Raw genomic sequence first — 15,074 nt, forward strand, 5'->3', positions numbered from 1 at the left:
TTGCATCCATGATGCGAGGGAGAAATTTATGAAAATTTTACCGCGTTTTGCCCTGTTGACGAGTGCCGCCATTTTGGGCGCCTCAACGGCTTCGGCCAATGAGCTTCGGGACTATGCACTCGATTTCTTCAAGCCCTTGCCCTCGACGGTGCCCGCTGTGGCGGACAACCCGATCACGGCGGAAAAGATCGATCTGGGCAAAGCATTGTTCTTTGATCCGCGGCTGTCGGCCTCGGGTGTGTTTTCCTGCTATTCCTGCCACAATCTGACGACCGGCGGGGACGACAATATGGAGACCTCTGTCGGCCATGGCTGGCAAAAAGGTCCGCGCAATTCGCCGACCGTTTTGAACGCCGTGTTCAACGAGGCGCAGTTCTGGGACGGGCGTGCAGCGGATTTGAAAGCGCAGGCGAAAGGACCGATTCAAGCCGGGGTCGAAATGGCCAACACGCCGGAGAATGTCGTCGCGACCCTGTCGTCGATGGGGCAATATGTGGAGTGGTTCGAGGAGTCCTTCCCGGATGAGGCCGAGCCCGTCACATTCGACAATATGGCCAAGGCGATCGAGGCCTTCGAGGCCACGCTTTTGACGCCTGCGCCGTTTGATTCCTGGCTCAATGGCGATGACAATGCGCTGTCTGCCGAAGAGCTGGCCGGGCTTGAGCTGTTCATGGACAAGGGCTGTGTCGCCTGTCATGCCGGTGTGAACGTCGGCGGCGAGGGGTATTATCCTTTTGGTCTGATCGAAAAACCCGGCTCTGACATTCTGCCCGAGGGCGACCGGGGGCGCTTTGCCGTGACCGAGACCGTAGACGATGAATATGTCTTCCGCGCCGGGCCGCTGCGCAACATCGCGCTGACGGCGCCCTATTTCCATTCCGGCAAGGTCTGGGATCTGAAGGTCGCGGTTCAGATTATGGCGGAAAGCCAGCTGGGCGAAGAATTGACCGAGGATGAAGCCGGCCAGATTGTGGCCTTCCTTGGCTCCCTGACGGGGACATTGCCGGCGATCACCACGCCGGTCCTGCCCGTCGAAACCGCAACGACGCCACGTCCGACGGCAGAGGTGATTCCGAACTGAGGCCCTCTAGGTCCCTTAAACGACGAAAGCCCTCGCAGTGCAGCGGGGGCTTTCACGTTTAGGGGCTCAGGTGTCACTGGGTTCCGGGGTTTTGCGGGCCAGGAAGGCCTGCATCATGTTCATGCCGATCCGATCCACCAGCTCGGAAGTATGATGCTGGCCGAGATAGTGATAATGGGTGCAAACGGAGAGCAGCCGTTCGATCACCTCGGCTTCGCGCGCGGTCAGATGCGGGTGGCTGTGCGTGCGGGCGTTGGCCGGGCTATGCGCGGAGTTGCTGACCAAAGCCATGCGAATCTCTGCTGACAGCGTCAGACAGGGCTGACCCGGAGGCAGGGCGATCAAAAGTCGCCGTCTCTGACGTGGGGAGGACACAGACATCGCATCAAACTCATTTCTGACCGCTTTGGGCGGGGAGGGGTAAAGGGGCGTGGTCGGAGCAAAGCTCAGGGCGTTAGCAATTCCAGGATATGGGCTCGCAATTGATGAGGTTTGGCGGCCAGAAAGGCAAAGGCCGATGCGCTGGGCGTATATCGCAAGAGATCAAGTACACTGTCCGGCCCCGCTTTGAAAGCGATCAAAGACGAGCCGTCTTCCGGCGGGATGCGGCGATGGACATTGATGGCGCTTTGCGCCAACTCGTTGCTGTCCGGGTCGCATTCGACGACGATCAGTTTGAAACGTTCGGCTTCGAAATGTGCGCTGAGTTCATCGGAGGAGGTGGCCAGTCTGGGATTGAGGAGGGCCGTCGCGGAGCGCGCAAGGCTCTTTTGCTCTGCGACCAGGCTGAACACGAGAAGATCGTATTGCGGAAGCTGCATGCGGCTTTGCTCTTTATCGAGGGAGGCGCCCGTAGAACCGGCCCTGTCTGCACTGAGCACGGAGGGTCTGCCCATGTGATTGGGGCCTGTTTGCATATGTGCGGGACCGGTGGCGACTCGAGGCGTGATACGAGGTACGACAGGGCAACGTACGACAGGACAACATACGACAGGGGCATGCGTATTGGGCATGCTGAAGCCTCGGGGCAGGAAGTTTTTGGGTAGGAAAGCCGTCAGCATGATCGTTGGTCTCGTGACAATCTGAGTCTGAACGCCCTTATGACGCCGATTTCACGTCTTGGTCAGAGACAAAGCGTTTCAGGTGGTTGCATGTGATTGTTACGATCCAAAGCGCTTGCGTAACAAGATGTAACCGACATCGCGTTAAGATTTGGAGGAAGTTACGGCAGTCATCGTTTTTTCCCATGTTTTAGGGATATTTCTCTTTTGCCGCCTGTGAAACATGTTACCGTTTCGCGGTTTGAGAGGATTGAGGCCCGAGGAGGCCGACATGTTGCCCGACGTGCAAAAGCGCGAGATTTTACGTCAAGAGGTCACGAAAATCCTCGAGAGTGATACCTTTGCGCGCTCAAAGGCCAATCGAGCCCTGCTCATGTATCTCGCCGAAGAGTTCTTTTCCGGGCGTGGCGATGAGATCACGGAATATGGCATCGCCCATGAGTTGCTGGGACGGGATGCGGAGTTCGACCCCTCCACCGATCCGATCGTGCGTGTGCGCATGCGGCGATTGCGGGAAGCGATCGCGGTCTATTACGACCTGCACGCCGACAGTGCAGACCGGTTGACTGTTCCGCGTGGAAGCTATGCGCTTTCTCTTGCGCATGTGAACGTGCCGCACCCCGCTGAGCCTGCCGCATTGCCTGTCGAGGTGGACGCCGCCATAGATGAGACCGCACCAAGCTTCGCGTCGCCCTCTGAACGTGTAGAGGCGGCGGACAGCCCAGCCTCTGCGCCCCTGAAGGTATCAACCCGGCGGCCTCGTCCCATGTGGGGGCTTATGGGCGTCGTGGCCCTGATCGTGGCTTTCGTGGCGGTGGTTCTGGGGCATGATATGTGGCACAAGGCTGTGCCCGATACAGAGGGGCAGGTGCTCAACACTGGATACCCGATCATCGCCATCGCGCCCTTCGTCAATCTGACCAGGGACGCGGAGAACGATGTCTATGAAAAGGATGTCCAGCGCCAATTGGCCGGTGATTTTCAGCGGTTCGGACGTCTTCGTGTGCGTGTCCTGAGCGCCGATCTCAATCGTGAAATCGCGGGCTCGGATTATATCCTGCGTGGGTCTATCCTCAAGCTTGTAGGTGAGCTCGATCTGGCTGTGGAATTGGCCGAGGCCGAGAGCGGCAAGGTGTTGTTTCAGTCGCGGATTTCCGGACCGATCACAGACGCAGATTTTTACGCGAGCCTGCGTGATGTCTCGCAACGCATCAGCGCCTTTCTCGCCGCGCAGGGCGGGGTGATCAGCGCTTTCGGCCTGAGCAGCGAAATGCGCCCTGCGGCCATAGGCGATGTTTTCCGCTGTGTGCTGCTCACCGACGCCTTTCTCGAGAGTTACCAACAGGAACGGTTTCTGGAGGCCTATCGCTGTTTCGATCCTCTGCGCGGGCGGTTGGAGAACGATGCGGTGGGCGCGGCGTCTCTCGGCACGTTGATGCTGCACGCTGTGCCCGAGTTTCATTTCATGGACTTGAGCGGTGTGCCCGAGCAGATGCACAGCACCGCTCAGGAGGTCACGGAGTATGCCGGATCCCTCGTGGACCGCTTTCCCGGTTCGGATGTGGGATTCATCTTGTTGGGGGCGCTCTATAACGCGAAGGGCGACACCAATCTGGCGATCCGGACCCTGCGTCAGGCGGTTGAGTTGAACCCCGCCAATCCCACGGCCTATGGCGTGTTGTCCTATGCCTATTTGTCGGCGGACCTGCTGGATGCTTCGGCGAGTATGGCGCAATCCGCCGTGCGCCTCAGCGCCAGCCCGTCAGCCTATATGTATTTGCCGATGCTCGTGGTCGGCATCGTGCGCAAGAACGCCCGTATGGTCGATGTCGCGCGCAAAGGGTATGCCGAACAGGAAAGCCCGTCGCGCGACATCTTGCTTTTGGCCGCTGCGTCAATGATCGGGGATCGGTCGGAGATCGAACGTTTGGCGCCTCTTGTGGGGCATCCTGAGGACCCGATGGCGAATATTCGCATGTATGTTCAAGGGGATGTGGCCTTGTCTTCCATTGCCCGTCACCTCGAAGCCGTGGGCGTTGACGTGCCCGCGCCGACCTGTTTGTCGTCCGCGTCCGGCAATGTGTCGCGTGGTCTGAATTGTGAGCCATAAGTGGCCATGAATGGCGAGGTTATTCATTAGTAAAAGTTATCGCGACGCATATTTAATACAATTATTATTTATCGTTTGGAGTTGTTACCTCTTGGTCCAACGGGATCGGTAACAGTGGCTGACGGCCAAATGAAACTTATATGTTGTCCGATCCCAGCCACGAAGAACGTAGCACTCTGGAGGAACAGATGGACGGTAACGATATGAAAACGGCGGGCAAGTGTCCGGTCATGCACGGCAGCAACACCGAATCCGGCAAAAGCGTCATGGACTGGTGGCCGAATGCGCTCAATCTCGACATTCTGCACCAGCATGACACCAAGACGAACCCGATGGGCGAGGCGTTTGACTACACCGAAGAAGTCAAATCGCTCGATTTCGACGCGCTGAAGGCGGACATGCACGCGCTGATGACCGAAAGTCAGGAATGGTGGCCGGCCGACTGGGGCCATTACGGCGGCCTGATGATCCGCATGTCGTGGCACGCCGCCGGGTCCTATCGTTTGGCCGACGGGCGCGGCGGTGGCGGCACCGGCAACCAGCGTTTTGCACCTCTGAACTCCTGGCCCGACAACGTCAGCCTCGACAAGGCGCGGCGCCTTCTGTGGCCGATCAAAAAGAAATACGGCAACAAGGTGAGCTGGGCCGATCTGATCGTTCTCGCCGGGACCATCGCTTATGAAAACATGGGGCTGAAGACCTTTGGCTTTGGCTTTGGCCGCGCAGACATCTGGCACCCGGAGAAAGACACCTATTGGGGCGCCGAGAAAGAATGGCTGGCGCCTTCTGATGAGCGTTACAGTGACGTCGACAAGCCGGACACGATGGAAAACCCGCTGGCCGCCGTGCAGATGGGCCTGATCTATGTGAACCCTGAGGGTGTGAACGGCAAACCGGACCCGATGAAAACCGCCGCCCAAGTCCGCGAAACCTTTGCCCGTATGGCGATGAACGACGAGGAAACCGCCGCTTTGACGGCTGGCGGCCACACGGTCGGTAAGACCCACGGCAATGGCGACGCCTCGATTCTGGGCGCGGACCCGGAAGGCGCGGGACCTGAAATGCAGGGCCTTGGCTGGTCGAACCCGAACCAGCACGGCAAGGCGGCAAATGCGGTGACCTCCGGGCTTGAAGGCGCATGGACCTCTGAGCCGACGAAATTCGACATGGGCTTTTTCGAGATGCTCTTTGGTCACGAATGGGAGCTGCGAAAATCGCCCGCAGGCGCTTGGCAATGGGAGCCGGTGGACATCAAGGAAGAGGACAAGCCTTTGGACGCCTCCGATCCGTCGAAGCGCCACAACCCGATGATGACCGACGCAGATATGGCGATGAAGGTCGACCCGATCTACAACGCGATTTGCCAGAAATTCATGGCTGATCCCGCCTATTTCGCCGACACATTCGCACGCGCCTGGTTCAAACTGACCCACCGCGACATGGGGCCGAAACTGCGCTATATCGGCCCGGATGTGCCCTCTGAGGACTTGATCTGGATGGACCCGGTGCCCGCCGGTTCGACCGCCTACAATGTTGAGGCGGTGAAGGCCAAAATCGCGGCGTCCGGTCTGACGATTTCCGAGATGGTCTCGACCGCTTGGGACAGCGCCAGGACCTTCCGTGGCTCCGATATGCGCGGTGGTGCCAATGGCGCGCGCATCCGCTTGGCGCCGCAGAAGGATTGGGAGGGCAACGAACCCGCCCGTCTGGCGAAAGTGCTCTCTGTGCTGGAACCGATTGCCGCCGAGACCGGCGCCTCAGTGGCGGATGTGATTGTGCTGGCCGGTGGCGTCGGTGTCGAGCAGGCGGCGAAAGCTGCAGGTTTCGACATCTCTGTCCCCTTCGCGCCGGGCCGGGGCGATGCCACCGATGAGATGACCGATGCGGCCTCTTTCGACGTGCTGGAACCGATCGCCGATGGCTATCGCAACTGGCTCAAGAAAGACTACGTGGTCGCCCCCGAAGAGCTGATGCTCGACCGTACCCAACTCATGGGCCTCACCGCGCATGAAATGACGGTTCTTGTTGGCGGCATGCGGGCCATGGGCACCAATTATGGTGGCACCGCGCATGGTGTCCTGACGGATCGCCCGGGCACGCTCACGCCAGATTTCTTCGTGACGCTCACGGATATGGCCTACACGTGGAATGCTGCGAAAGGCGGCATCTACGAGATCACGGATCGCAAGACGGGTGCTGTGAAATACACCGCAACGCGCATGGATCTGGTGTTCGGATCCAACTCGATCCTGCGCTCTTACGCGGAAGTCTATGCGCAGGACGACAATGCGGAGAAATTCGTGACTGATTTCGTCAAAGCCTGGGTCAAGGTGATGAACGCCGACCGTTTCGATCTGGCCTGATCTTCAGTCGATAAGACGAGAAACGCCCTCGCTTTTGCGGGGGCGTTTTTATGTGTGAAGCCGTAAAAACACAGGCGAAACCCTGAGATGTTCCGTCCCATTCTGAGAAAATTTTGAATGGTGATCCGGGCGAGCTGTCTCAAAATCGCCCCTCCCGTTGGTGCCGCCGATCAGTCCGCCTGAAGAGAGCCATCATTTCCGTAAACCGTACGTCGGCTCGCGCCCTCATGCGGTTGCATTGGGAAGACAGGACCAGAAGGTGCCCAGTTTGCCGAGTGGTGCACATAGTCGCGGCGGTAGGGGATCGTTTCGGCAGGCGTGAATACGCGGCCCGCCATCAAATCGGCTTTGAGCTGCGCCAGCACGAGATCGCTTTCCGGGAGATCGTAATTCTCACCGGGAAGCAGGGAGACAAAAGGCACGCCCGCTTCGACGGCTTTTTCGAACATGACATGCAGAGAGACATGTGCAAGGCGCGGATTGCGCAGCCAGTCCCGCGTCAAGAACCAGCGGTTCCAGTAAGGATCGTAGGGATTGTTCGAGACGGGCGTGTATTCCCGCGTCAGAGCGCTCCGATCCGTCGGCCTAATCCAACCCTGAGCCACGAGGCGGTTGAAGATGGCCATATCCTCTGCGGTAAAGGCATCGAAACCATGGACCTCATGCGTCTCGCTCGGGCGTGGATTGAAATTGTCGAAGTCAGACCTCGGGCGCTCCACTTCAACCCGTTCCACGAAAAAATCCGCATAGCCTCCGCCGATATCCGAGTGGGCGCCCGGCATGCGGATCGTTTCGGCGCTCGCGGGCGCTTCGGTTAAGGGAAAATTCTCGCGGTGTTCATCCAGCGCGGTGATGTGGACGATTTTCGTTGCGATGTCGTCGGGGAGTGTGATCTTCAGCCGCCCCCAATTGCTATCGTTGGCGATCAATCCCCAAGAGACGACCGTGTCGAAAAGACCGAGGAAGCGAATTTCGAGTTTGGGTTTATCCTCTTCTTGGAGTTCATAGTATGGACCGCCATATCCATGGCCCGCGTTGCCACGCCTGACGCAGTTCACAAAGTGACGTGCCGCTGCCGACCCGCGGCTAAAGCCGAAAACATCAAGCTTGATGGATTTGATCTCACCTGCGGCCTTCGCCTCGTTCAGCCGCTGCAAAAACCGCAGGAAGCCTTCTTTCACGCGCTCCTCGACGCCGGTGATCCCCCAACCGACAGCAAAGCCAAGCACGCTGTCTTCTTGGCCTGATGTTGTGCCGATCCCGTCAATGATCTCGGCGAAGCGTCGTTTTCCGATCCCGCCGCAGTCGTTGCGTACCACGCTTGGGACAAGTCGCGCATAGCTCTGGTAGAGCTTTGCAACATTGCTCAGATCGTTCTCGTAGCTCGGCTCCGAAGTGGCCCCACCGTTGGCGCGGACCCTGTTGCCCTCTTCGACATTGGCCAGATTGTTGCCTGTCCCGTCGAAGAACATCGCGATCTCGACGTCGACCGCCGGACAGGTGGTCGTTACGGCATCAATCGCGCCTTCTTCTTGCAGGTCGACAAGGTCTTCATCGGGAAATGTGCTGCCATCCATCGCTCTGTGCCTCAGTTGCAATGTGTCGGGATATCTTCGTCATCCCATCTGTGCGCGAACCAGTCGCCCACATCTTCGTTGCTCTCCATGAGCTCCAATGCGAAGGTCAAGCTGTCCCGTTTTTCCTCATCAAGGCGGGTTGGCGCGCCGCAGGCCTGTGCCACCGTAATCGCACTGGCGGGGGGCTCTTTGGGCGGGTAGCTTTCGTCATATGTCACGGCCTGAACGATGCCATCCGGCGAAATGCGAAAGATAAGGACGTTGAAATCCGTGGCAATAGGATCGCGTTTCAACGTCTTGAGATCGACATCGAGAGAGGCGGAATAAACGTTTCGGGTGACGACCTCGAACCAGGTCACATCGAAGGTCACATGCGTCGTATCTGCGCCCTCGGCGAGGAGGTTTCGCACCGGTGTGCCTGCGCTGTTCTCATCATATCCGCCGTTTCGAAGCCACGGATCGCCTGTGTAGCTTTGACGCTCCGGAGCAAAAGACGAGGAGCCGATGAACGCGACCACCGGCCATCCCGATGTGGTCTTGAGATCATACCTGACGTTGTCTGTCACAGCGTCACCACGACAGGCCGCCGCAAAAAACAGCAAAGCTGTTGCCAGAACCGTTCTCACAGATTTTCTCATAAATCCGTTCCTTTTTGCCCTTCCATCGCCGCACGAAATCTCATGATGCGAAGATCTTCTGCAATGTGGGTTTGTTCCAACTCTCTCAGATGGTCCGCGCCAATCCGGTTCTCGAAAGCGGGGCCAGACTTGAGTTCATACCATGCGAGCGTAAAAATGGTCGCCGTGCTTTTCAGGCCAAAGCGTGCAAACCGCTCGACGACGTGGGCGACGGCTGTCTTGATCTCTGCCGGGCTGCGTGCCGTGAAATGCGGTTCCAACTTTCGCTGTATCTCCGTCATCTTCATCTGAACGCGCCGTGCCCGGAACGCCTCTTTCTCGGATGTCTCAAGCGTGAATACGGCAGAGGCGCGCTCGATGCAGGGGGAATTCGGCGTGAAGGTTGTCACCTCGCCATCCTTCGTGAGGACGATATAGCCGACAGCATGTCCGTTCAGAGAGCAAAACCACAATGTGAATAGCTTGGGACGTTTCGCGAGATAGTTGAAGTGGACTTTGGCGACCTCGGGTTCCCAAAAGCGAAAGAAGCTCCAGTTTCCGGCCTCATCGCGGACCCGTGTAAACCGTCGCAGCAGGCGTTGCAGGTTTTTCAAAGTCTCATGTGAGCGCAAAAAGATGCCCGGTTCTCGTAGCCAGAGATCAGAGGGGTTGTCCGAGGCTGTAAACAGCCGACGCACAAAGTCCGCCGTGCTGTCGAGTTCCACGATATAGGGTGCGACGTCCGAAAGCTCCGTCGCCGCCGTTCCACGGAATAAACAGAGATAGGGCAGGCCGCTCGCGTCCAAAAGGCGTGGTAGGTCTTTAACTTTTGAGGCGTCAAGAATGGCGAAGGTGCGCGGCGCTACGGCCTTTTCAGAGGCGTCCGCTTCAGCGAAAAACCGCTTGCCAAAAAGGTTCTCGGCCAGAGCATCGGGTAGATTTTTCTTGGGCCAAATCCCGAACTGCGCATCAAGCGCCAGCACACCGGATTGCGTTGAAATAGCGACAGGGGCGTCGTGCAAACCTGTCGTAGCTGTTCGATGCGTTGGCGTCTCAAGATCTAGCCAGTGGTCATAATCACTCAAAAAATCCATCCAAATCTGATCTTTAGGACAATTTCTGCTCAAAACATCTAGCATCCATGATGCACTGGCTCAATGAACAAGTTTCCAAAACCACAAAATGAAATCGTGATGGCTCCCGTCAAGAAACAGGACGAAGGGGATCGAGAGCCTTCGCAAGGCGGGATCTGGATTTCCGTTTGCAAATTCGGGCCCGGCAGAGGACGTTGTCGGCCAATAGGGCGCGTCCGATTGGGCGCGGCTCTTTTCTGTTAAGACGGCAAAGTGAGGCGTGGTATGGCCCTTTTACAAACGGTTGAGCCTTGGCAAATCGCACAGGCGCTTTTGCACCCTACAGAAAGCGAGGCCGTTACGCACCGAATCCTTGCAGAAGTTCCACCGCTTTTGACGGGACTGCACGCGCCTGAGGAGCGTCAGCCCATAGAAGACGTGCTGGATGCGCTTTTCTCTTCGCCCGCTGATCCCGATCAGAGCTGGCATGTCTATGCGCTTTTGGATGCGGCGCGCTCACAGGGGCTGCCTGCCCGTCTGGACAGCAGCGAGCTTGCTCATAGCTGTCTCTACGATCTGAACAATGCGCCGCAGCTTGCCGATGGCGCGCCATGGCTTGTCGAATTGACGCGCGAGGCCGCGTTTACGGGCACTTGTTTTGCCCATGACCCCGATAGGGACGATCCCCGCAAAATGCTGGGTGCCGGGATCTTCCTTGCCTCTGCGCTGCCGCTCGACGCGATGAGGCGTCATCTCAAACATTACACCAAACTGTCGGACGAGGCCGGGATCGCGCAATATTTTCGCCTGCAGGAGCCGGGAATGCTTGATGCGCTTCTATGTGCCAGCGATCCTGCCGCGGTGACGAAATTCTTTCAGGCCGGGATACAGCTTGTCTATCCCCGCCCAGCTCTTGAACCGGGCCTGTGGGAGTTTGTCGCTCTGATAGCCGGTCGATCAGGAGCCGAGGGGGCGGCCATACCCCGCCTTGATCGCCCGGCGCGGATCGCATTGGCGCTTTTCGTCAACGACACCCGTGCCCGAAACCTCGCAGCCGAAGCCATTTCAGCCGCCGATGCGCGCCCCTTTGCCCATTATGTCTTTGCCAGAATGATGCAGGCCGGTTTCGATCATGCCCCGCGTCTTTTGGAGACGCACCGGCTTCTTTGTGCGCTTCCTGAAGAGGCCCGCACTGCCTTTTGGGCCGATGCGGAAAACGGCGTTTTTTCCCCGCGCCCCTTGCTGTTACGGTATGCCAATAGATATGGTTGCCTAGAGCTTCTCGATGGAGAGAATGTATGAGTATTTGTGTTGAATGCGGTGAATTCGAACTTTTTTATGTGCTGGCTTGTGGCGACTCGGCTGTCGGTGAAAGCAACGTTCTCCTTTACGCAGGTGAGGAGCTGACAGCCCTCAATCAGGAAATCCGCGAAATGGATGCCGCCTTTGGCGCCCTGGATCGGGCCAAGGTTGAAGGCGATCCCGAAACCGTGATCGAGGCGCAGGATCATCTCGCCAAGATGCTCGAAGGATATGTCAGACCCACCGAACGCCTGCCGGACAAACATCTGGTGCAAGCCTATTCCATCCGGGGCAAAAAATGGACCCGGATCCGGTCCGACAAGATGCGCAATCATTGGCGCAGCTACAAAATCGACACATCCCTCCTGCAAGCCCAAACCGGGGCTGCGGGCACGTCGGAGCTTGATCGCGGCAAGCTGCGTCAGGCCTTCACCTCGGTGCGCGACAAGATCAAATCCGATCTTTCAGACGGGATCACCTACAAGCAACAGATCGCAAAAGGGGAGGCCTCAGGGTCGATCACCGACGTTTGGGACGCCAATTGGCTCAAATGGGTCGATGCGGTCAACGACAGCCTGAGCTATTCCGCGAGCGGGGCGCATTTCGATCTTTCCGCTGGGGCGCAACTGATGCGTGGCTATGCCGGGTTTGGCGTGCAGCTGGGCTATGATCCGAAAAAAGGCGCTTACTCTCTGAAAGGCAATGCCGAAGCGCGCGCCATTCTGGGAGAGGCAAAAGCCACGTTCAACGGCTATTTTGTCGACAGGGACGGCTGGCATGCCTTGATTGATCTGTCCGAAGAGGATGCCTCCGAGGCAGGCACGCAGGCGCGTCTCGATTTTGGCTATTTCCGGTTCAATGCCACGGTGTCTGCAAATGCCATGTTGGGCGCTTCGGTCTATGCCACCGCAGGTCTGGAATTCAAAACCGAGCCTGCGGGGAAGGTCCTCGTCAAACCCTCCGCCGCCGACAGCAAGGGCGAAGTGGCCGCCGGACTGTTTGCCGGGCTTGAGGCCGGCGGCAGCGTCAAAGGCGCTTTCGAATGGTACAATCCGGGCCTTGTCGAAGCGGGCGGAGTTGTCGAAAGCCCCAAATGGGCGGCCTTCGTGTCCGTCGGGGCGACCGTGGCCGTAAACGCCGGGGCCGGTCTCGAAGGGGTGCTTAAGATCACCTATGAGAACGGCAAATTCATGTTCCGCTGCGAGGCCCGTGCCGTGCTTGGCGTCGGCGCCAAGGGCGGGCTCTTGGGAGAGGTGAATTTCGCGAAAATTCTGGAATTCATCAAATACATCTACTGCCAGCTCAAGGACAACGACTTTGCCTTCCTGCGGTTTGTCGCCGAGGATGCATGGCAGGCGCTCGTTCAGGTCACGATTTCCCTGATTACCGAAGGCTCCATCGCGCTTGAGGCCGCGCTCGAACCGATCCGAAGCGCCAATGCCGCAGAAGATTTCGCACGTAAGGTCAAGGCCCGCCCATCCGCTCTGATCTTTGCGGCGCCGGAGGCCAAGGGGGCCATTCTCTACAAGCTCTCCGAGCGCTATCTCTTCTCCTTCGAAGAACATCAGGAAGCTGCCATTCTCACCGTTGTCGGCACGATGCAAAGCCAACGCGAATGGGCACAGGTCGTCGAGCGTATCACCGTGACGGGTATGAAATCCTCAGCCGCCGCGGGCTATGCCCGTCTGCGCGCCGTGCTCGATGGGGGCTCCGCGCGCAAATTCGAAGCGCTGGTGCGCGCCATCAATTCCTTGCCGACCAATACCATGCTTGCCGGTGAACCTGTCCACGTGAGGAATGTCGCATGACCCGCAAGTCTATCGTCCTGCTCTCCGCCGGGGCCATAGTGTTGGTCGTCGCCGGTGGCCTGACGTTCAACACGTTCGGTCAGAAACGCGCCCGTGCGAATTTGATCGACAGCACCCGCGCGACGATGGTTTTCGTCGAAGGTGGCACATTCACCATGGGCAATTATCGCGCCCCTTTGCAGAGGCAGGATGGCACGGTGATCGACACTTACGTGGCGGATCACAGCACATCGGAAACGCGTCAGGTCACGATCGACAGCTTTTACATCGCGCCGCATCAGGTCACCCAATCGGAGGCTGCGCTTTTTGACCGGACGCAGGGCAGGGCGCGCGATGTCGCGGCGGGAATGGAAAATAGACCTGCCGCGTTCAGCCATCAGGAGGCGACAGCGTATTGTGCGTGGCTTGGAGACGCGGCGGGCCTGCCAATGCGTCTGCCGACAGAGGCGGAATGGGAATATATGGCGCGTAGCCGTGGGCAGACGCCATTCTGGCCCACAGACAACGGCAGTTTCGAATATGGGCGCAACGTGTTCGATTTAAGCACGCTGCCCCGGATGAGTCAGGATCGCCCCGATGTGGCGAGTTTCCCGCCCAATCCTTTGGGGATTTACGATTTGTCTGGCGGATTGGCCGACTGGGTCAGCGACCGTGCAGCCTCGGACCCGGAAGAGGCGATCATCTTCAAAGGCGGCAGCGACTACTCATCTGCCCTTTACGAAACCATTCCAACACGGGGCATGTCCGATAGCACCGGCAGGGCGCACGACGCTGCGCTGAAGGCCATGTTGACGGGGGCGTATGACTCGGCAGAGATGGAGGAGATGGGACAGCTCTACGGGCTCCCTCCCACTCATGTCGGCGCGCGATGTGTTGTCGAACTGGATCTGAGGCCCTCTGAGACCGGGTTCGGAACTTTGCCTGGGCCGATCCAACTCAGTCCGCCTTACCATGCGACATCCCCTCAGGGGCGGGACGCTGAGTAAGCCGTTGCCCGGCTGTGTGGGTTTTGAATGAACATGTCTTCTGTATGGACGCAGAGACATGGTAATAAGGGTGTCATGGACGCCTTGGGGATTTTCCGCCGTTGTGTCTCATGGCGACGTAATCGAGTCTATGTTGTGATAAAATTAATGTGAAACAATGGCTTAAGTCCAACCCGGAAGGTTTTCCAAAGGTGATGATTTCAGGCCAAGCACAAGCACATGCTTAGGCTCGAACACAAGTTGTTCATCTCGCTTGTCCGCGTTTTAGGTGGTTGATAGAAGCCCGCAGACGAGGATTTTATATGACATATTTCGGATCATTGAGTGCTGATCTCAGAATTGAAGAGATCGAAGGCGTGATGCCGCTGGATCATCAGCGTGATATCTGGCCTCTGAAGACGGTGCCTGATCTTTTGTTCGACCATATGTTCGGCCAGCCCGACTCATCTGACTCCTCTACAATCTCTCTTAAAACATATGCGGTTCTCGATGCTGCGAAGGTTTTTGGGCTTCGTGAAATCCTTGAGGCATCGGATTTGAATTTTCGTTGTCTGTTCAAGGGCGAGGCGGAAGAGAACTATGAGGATGCGGCGCCTTATCTGGTGGAGTTGAAAGATCAGAACGCCTTTACGAGGACCTTATTTACCCATCTTCCTGAGCAGCCAGACAACCTGACGAGCCGTCATATGTGGCATAAGGCGCCCGGTCTTTATCTGCGCTCGCGATCCTCTTTCGACGATGTATGGACGCATTTTCGAAAATTTACGCGTGTTCAGGATCAAAACGGCAAATGGTATTATTTTCGCTTCTGGGAAGGGAACATGCTGGGCAAGCTGCTTGCTTCTGAGCGGCCCAGTGCCTCTTTCATTCATGCGTTTGTGGCGGACGCGCGCATCGATGTTTATTCCTATATCTATCAAATGGATGGCGGAAAGGTGTTTGTGGCCCACAAGGCGAGCACGGTACAGTCGAGCCCTTCGGTCACGCAGGTGCGGTATGAGGATGTGGCCTCTGTTTTGCGGGGTAATCCCCCCGTTTTTACGGGGGCTTGGCCGTAGAATTTACGCGGCCATTCTCAGTTTCTGTGCGGGTGTCA

12 protein-coding genes are annotated in these 15,074 nt (G+C 57.8%); 7 read left to right on the top strand and 5 right to left on the bottom strand.

What is annotated here, in order from left to right; all coding sequences use genetic code 11:
* The first annotated feature begins 28 nt into the window (after positions 1-28).
* Positions 29-1,081 carry a cytochrome-c peroxidase gene (locus ACN0X0_RS15775; protein ID WP_417279922.1) on the top strand — a complete coding sequence of 351 codons (1,053 nt, stop codon included), beginning with the start codon at positions 29-31 and terminating at the stop codon, positions 1,079-1,081.
* A gap of 66 nt (positions 1,082-1,147) precedes the next feature.
* On the opposite strand, the gene ACN0X0_RS15780 is transcribed toward ACN0X0_RS15775, so the two are convergent.
* The gene (locus ACN0X0_RS15780) at positions 1,148-1,462 is read right to left on the bottom strand and encodes a hypothetical protein (RefSeq protein ID WP_417279923.1); all 315 of its coding nucleotides are present in this window, start codon (positions 1,460-1,462) and stop codon (positions 1,148-1,150) included.
* 65 nt (positions 1,463-1,527) lie between these two features.
* Complete coding sequence (locus ACN0X0_RS15785; protein ID WP_417262033.1) at positions 1,528-1,902, bottom strand: hypothetical protein; 375 nt, start codon at positions 1,900-1,902, stop codon at positions 1,528-1,530.
* A 511-nt stretch (positions 1,903-2,413) separates the two neighbouring features.
* Here ACN0X0_RS15785 and ACN0X0_RS15790 point away from each other — a divergent pair.
* Both ACN0X0_RS15790 and katG read left to right on the top strand, forming a co-directional pair.
* Positions 2,414-4,252: a hypothetical protein gene (locus ACN0X0_RS15790; RefSeq protein WP_417279924.1), complete on the top strand. Its 1,839-nt coding sequence runs from the start codon at positions 2,414-2,416 to the stop codon at positions 4,250-4,252.
* 188 nt (positions 4,253-4,440) lie between these two features.
* Positions 4,441-6,615: a catalase/peroxidase HPI gene (gene katG, locus ACN0X0_RS15795; protein ID WP_417279936.1), complete on the top strand. Its 2,175-nt coding sequence runs from the start codon at positions 4,441-4,443 to the stop codon at positions 6,613-6,615.
* A 170-nt stretch (positions 6,616-6,785) separates the two neighbouring features.
* On the opposite strand, the gene ACN0X0_RS15800 is transcribed toward katG, so the two are convergent.
* From ACN0X0_RS15800 to ACN0X0_RS15810, 3 genes are read right to left on the bottom strand one after another with little or no spacing between them, the layout of a single operon-like run.
* On the bottom strand, positions 6,786-8,192 hold the full coding sequence (locus ACN0X0_RS15800) for a phospholipase effector Tle1 domain-containing protein (RefSeq protein ID WP_417279925.1): 1,407 nt from the start codon (positions 8,190-8,192) through the stop codon (positions 6,786-6,788).
* Positions 8,193-8,203: 11 nt separating this feature from the next.
* Positions 8,204-8,830 carry a hypothetical protein gene (locus tag ACN0X0_RS15805; protein ID WP_417279926.1) on the bottom strand — a complete coding sequence of 209 codons (627 nt, stop codon included), beginning with the start codon at positions 8,828-8,830 and terminating at the stop codon, positions 8,204-8,206.
* A complete protein-coding gene (locus ACN0X0_RS15810; protein ID WP_417279927.1) occupies positions 8,827-9,948 on the bottom strand; it encodes a DUF4123 domain-containing protein in 1,122 nt (373 codons plus the stop codon). The genes ACN0X0_RS15805 and ACN0X0_RS15810 overlap by 4 nt, the downstream gene beginning before the upstream one ends.
* Before the next feature lie 219 nt (positions 9,949-10,167).
* Here ACN0X0_RS15810 and ACN0X0_RS15815 point away from each other — a divergent pair, with 219 nt between their 5' ends.
* From ACN0X0_RS15815 to ACN0X0_RS15830, 4 genes are all read left to right on the top strand, one after another.
* Positions 10,168-11,184: a DUF4123 domain-containing protein gene (locus ACN0X0_RS15815; protein WP_417279928.1), complete on the top strand. Its 1,017-nt coding sequence runs from the start codon at positions 10,168-10,170 to the stop codon at positions 11,182-11,184.
* Positions 11,181-12,992, top strand: a complete 1,812-nt coding sequence (locus tag ACN0X0_RS15820) for a hypothetical protein (RefSeq protein ID WP_417279929.1) — start codon at positions 11,181-11,183, stop codon at positions 12,990-12,992. The genes ACN0X0_RS15815 and ACN0X0_RS15820 overlap by 4 nt, the downstream gene beginning before the upstream one ends.
* The gene (locus ACN0X0_RS15825; RefSeq protein WP_417279930.1) at positions 12,989-13,978 is read left to right on the top strand and encodes a formylglycine-generating enzyme family protein; all 990 of its coding nucleotides are present in this window, start codon (positions 12,989-12,991) and stop codon (positions 13,976-13,978) included. Before ACN0X0_RS15820 ends, ACN0X0_RS15825 begins: the two co-directional genes overlap by 4 nt.
* Positions 13,979-14,280: 302 nt before the next feature.
* The gene (locus ACN0X0_RS15830) at positions 14,281-15,036 is read left to right on the top strand and encodes a DUF4123 domain-containing protein (protein ID WP_417279931.1); all 756 of its coding nucleotides are present in this window, start codon (positions 14,281-14,283) and stop codon (positions 15,034-15,036) included.
* The last annotated feature ends 38 nt before the right edge of the window (positions 15,037-15,074 follow it).

Source organism: Celeribacter sp. (genome assembly GCF_048270365.1).
In the GTDB taxonomy this organism is placed as follows: domain Bacteria; phylum Pseudomonadota; class Alphaproteobacteria; order Rhodobacterales; family Rhodobacteraceae; genus Celeribacter.

Coding starts and splice junctions, on each gene's coding strand:
- ACN0X0_RS15775 (WP_417279922.1), top strand. CDS start 29: ATGAAAATTTTACCGCGTTTTGCCCTGTTGACGAGTGCCGCCATTTTG.
- ACN0X0_RS15780 (WP_417279923.1), bottom strand. CDS start 1,462: ATGTCTGTGTCCTCCCCACGTCAGAGACGGCGACTTTTGATCGCCCTG.
- ACN0X0_RS15785 (WP_417262033.1), bottom strand. CDS start 1,902: ATGCAGCTTCCGCAATACGATCTTCTCGTGTTCAGCCTGGTCGCAGAG.
- ACN0X0_RS15790 (WP_417279924.1), top strand. CDS start 2,414: ATGTTGCCCGACGTGCAAAAGCGCGAGATTTTACGTCAAGAGGTCACG.
- katG (WP_417279936.1), top strand. CDS start 4,441: ATGGACGGTAACGATATGAAAACGGCGGGCAAGTGTCCGGTCATGCAC.
- ACN0X0_RS15800 (WP_417279925.1), bottom strand. CDS start 8,192: ATGGATGGCAGCACATTTCCCGATGAAGACCTTGTCGACCTGCAAGAA.
- ACN0X0_RS15805 (WP_417279926.1), bottom strand. CDS start 8,830: ATGAGAAAATCTGTGAGAACGGTTCTGGCAACAGCTTTGCTGTTTTTT.
- ACN0X0_RS15810 (WP_417279927.1), bottom strand. CDS start 9,948: ATGCTAGATGTTTTGAGCAGAAATTGTCCTAAAGATCAGATTTGGATG.
- ACN0X0_RS15815 (WP_417279928.1), top strand. CDS start 10,168: ATGGCCCTTTTACAAACGGTTGAGCCTTGGCAAATCGCACAGGCGCTT.
- ACN0X0_RS15820 (WP_417279929.1), top strand. CDS start 11,181: ATGAGTATTTGTGTTGAATGCGGTGAATTCGAACTTTTTTATGTGCTG.
- ACN0X0_RS15825 (WP_417279930.1), top strand. CDS start 12,989: ATGACCCGCAAGTCTATCGTCCTGCTCTCCGCCGGGGCCATAGTGTTG.
- ACN0X0_RS15830 (WP_417279931.1), top strand. CDS start 14,281: ATGACATATTTCGGATCATTGAGTGCTGATCTCAGAATTGAAGAGATC.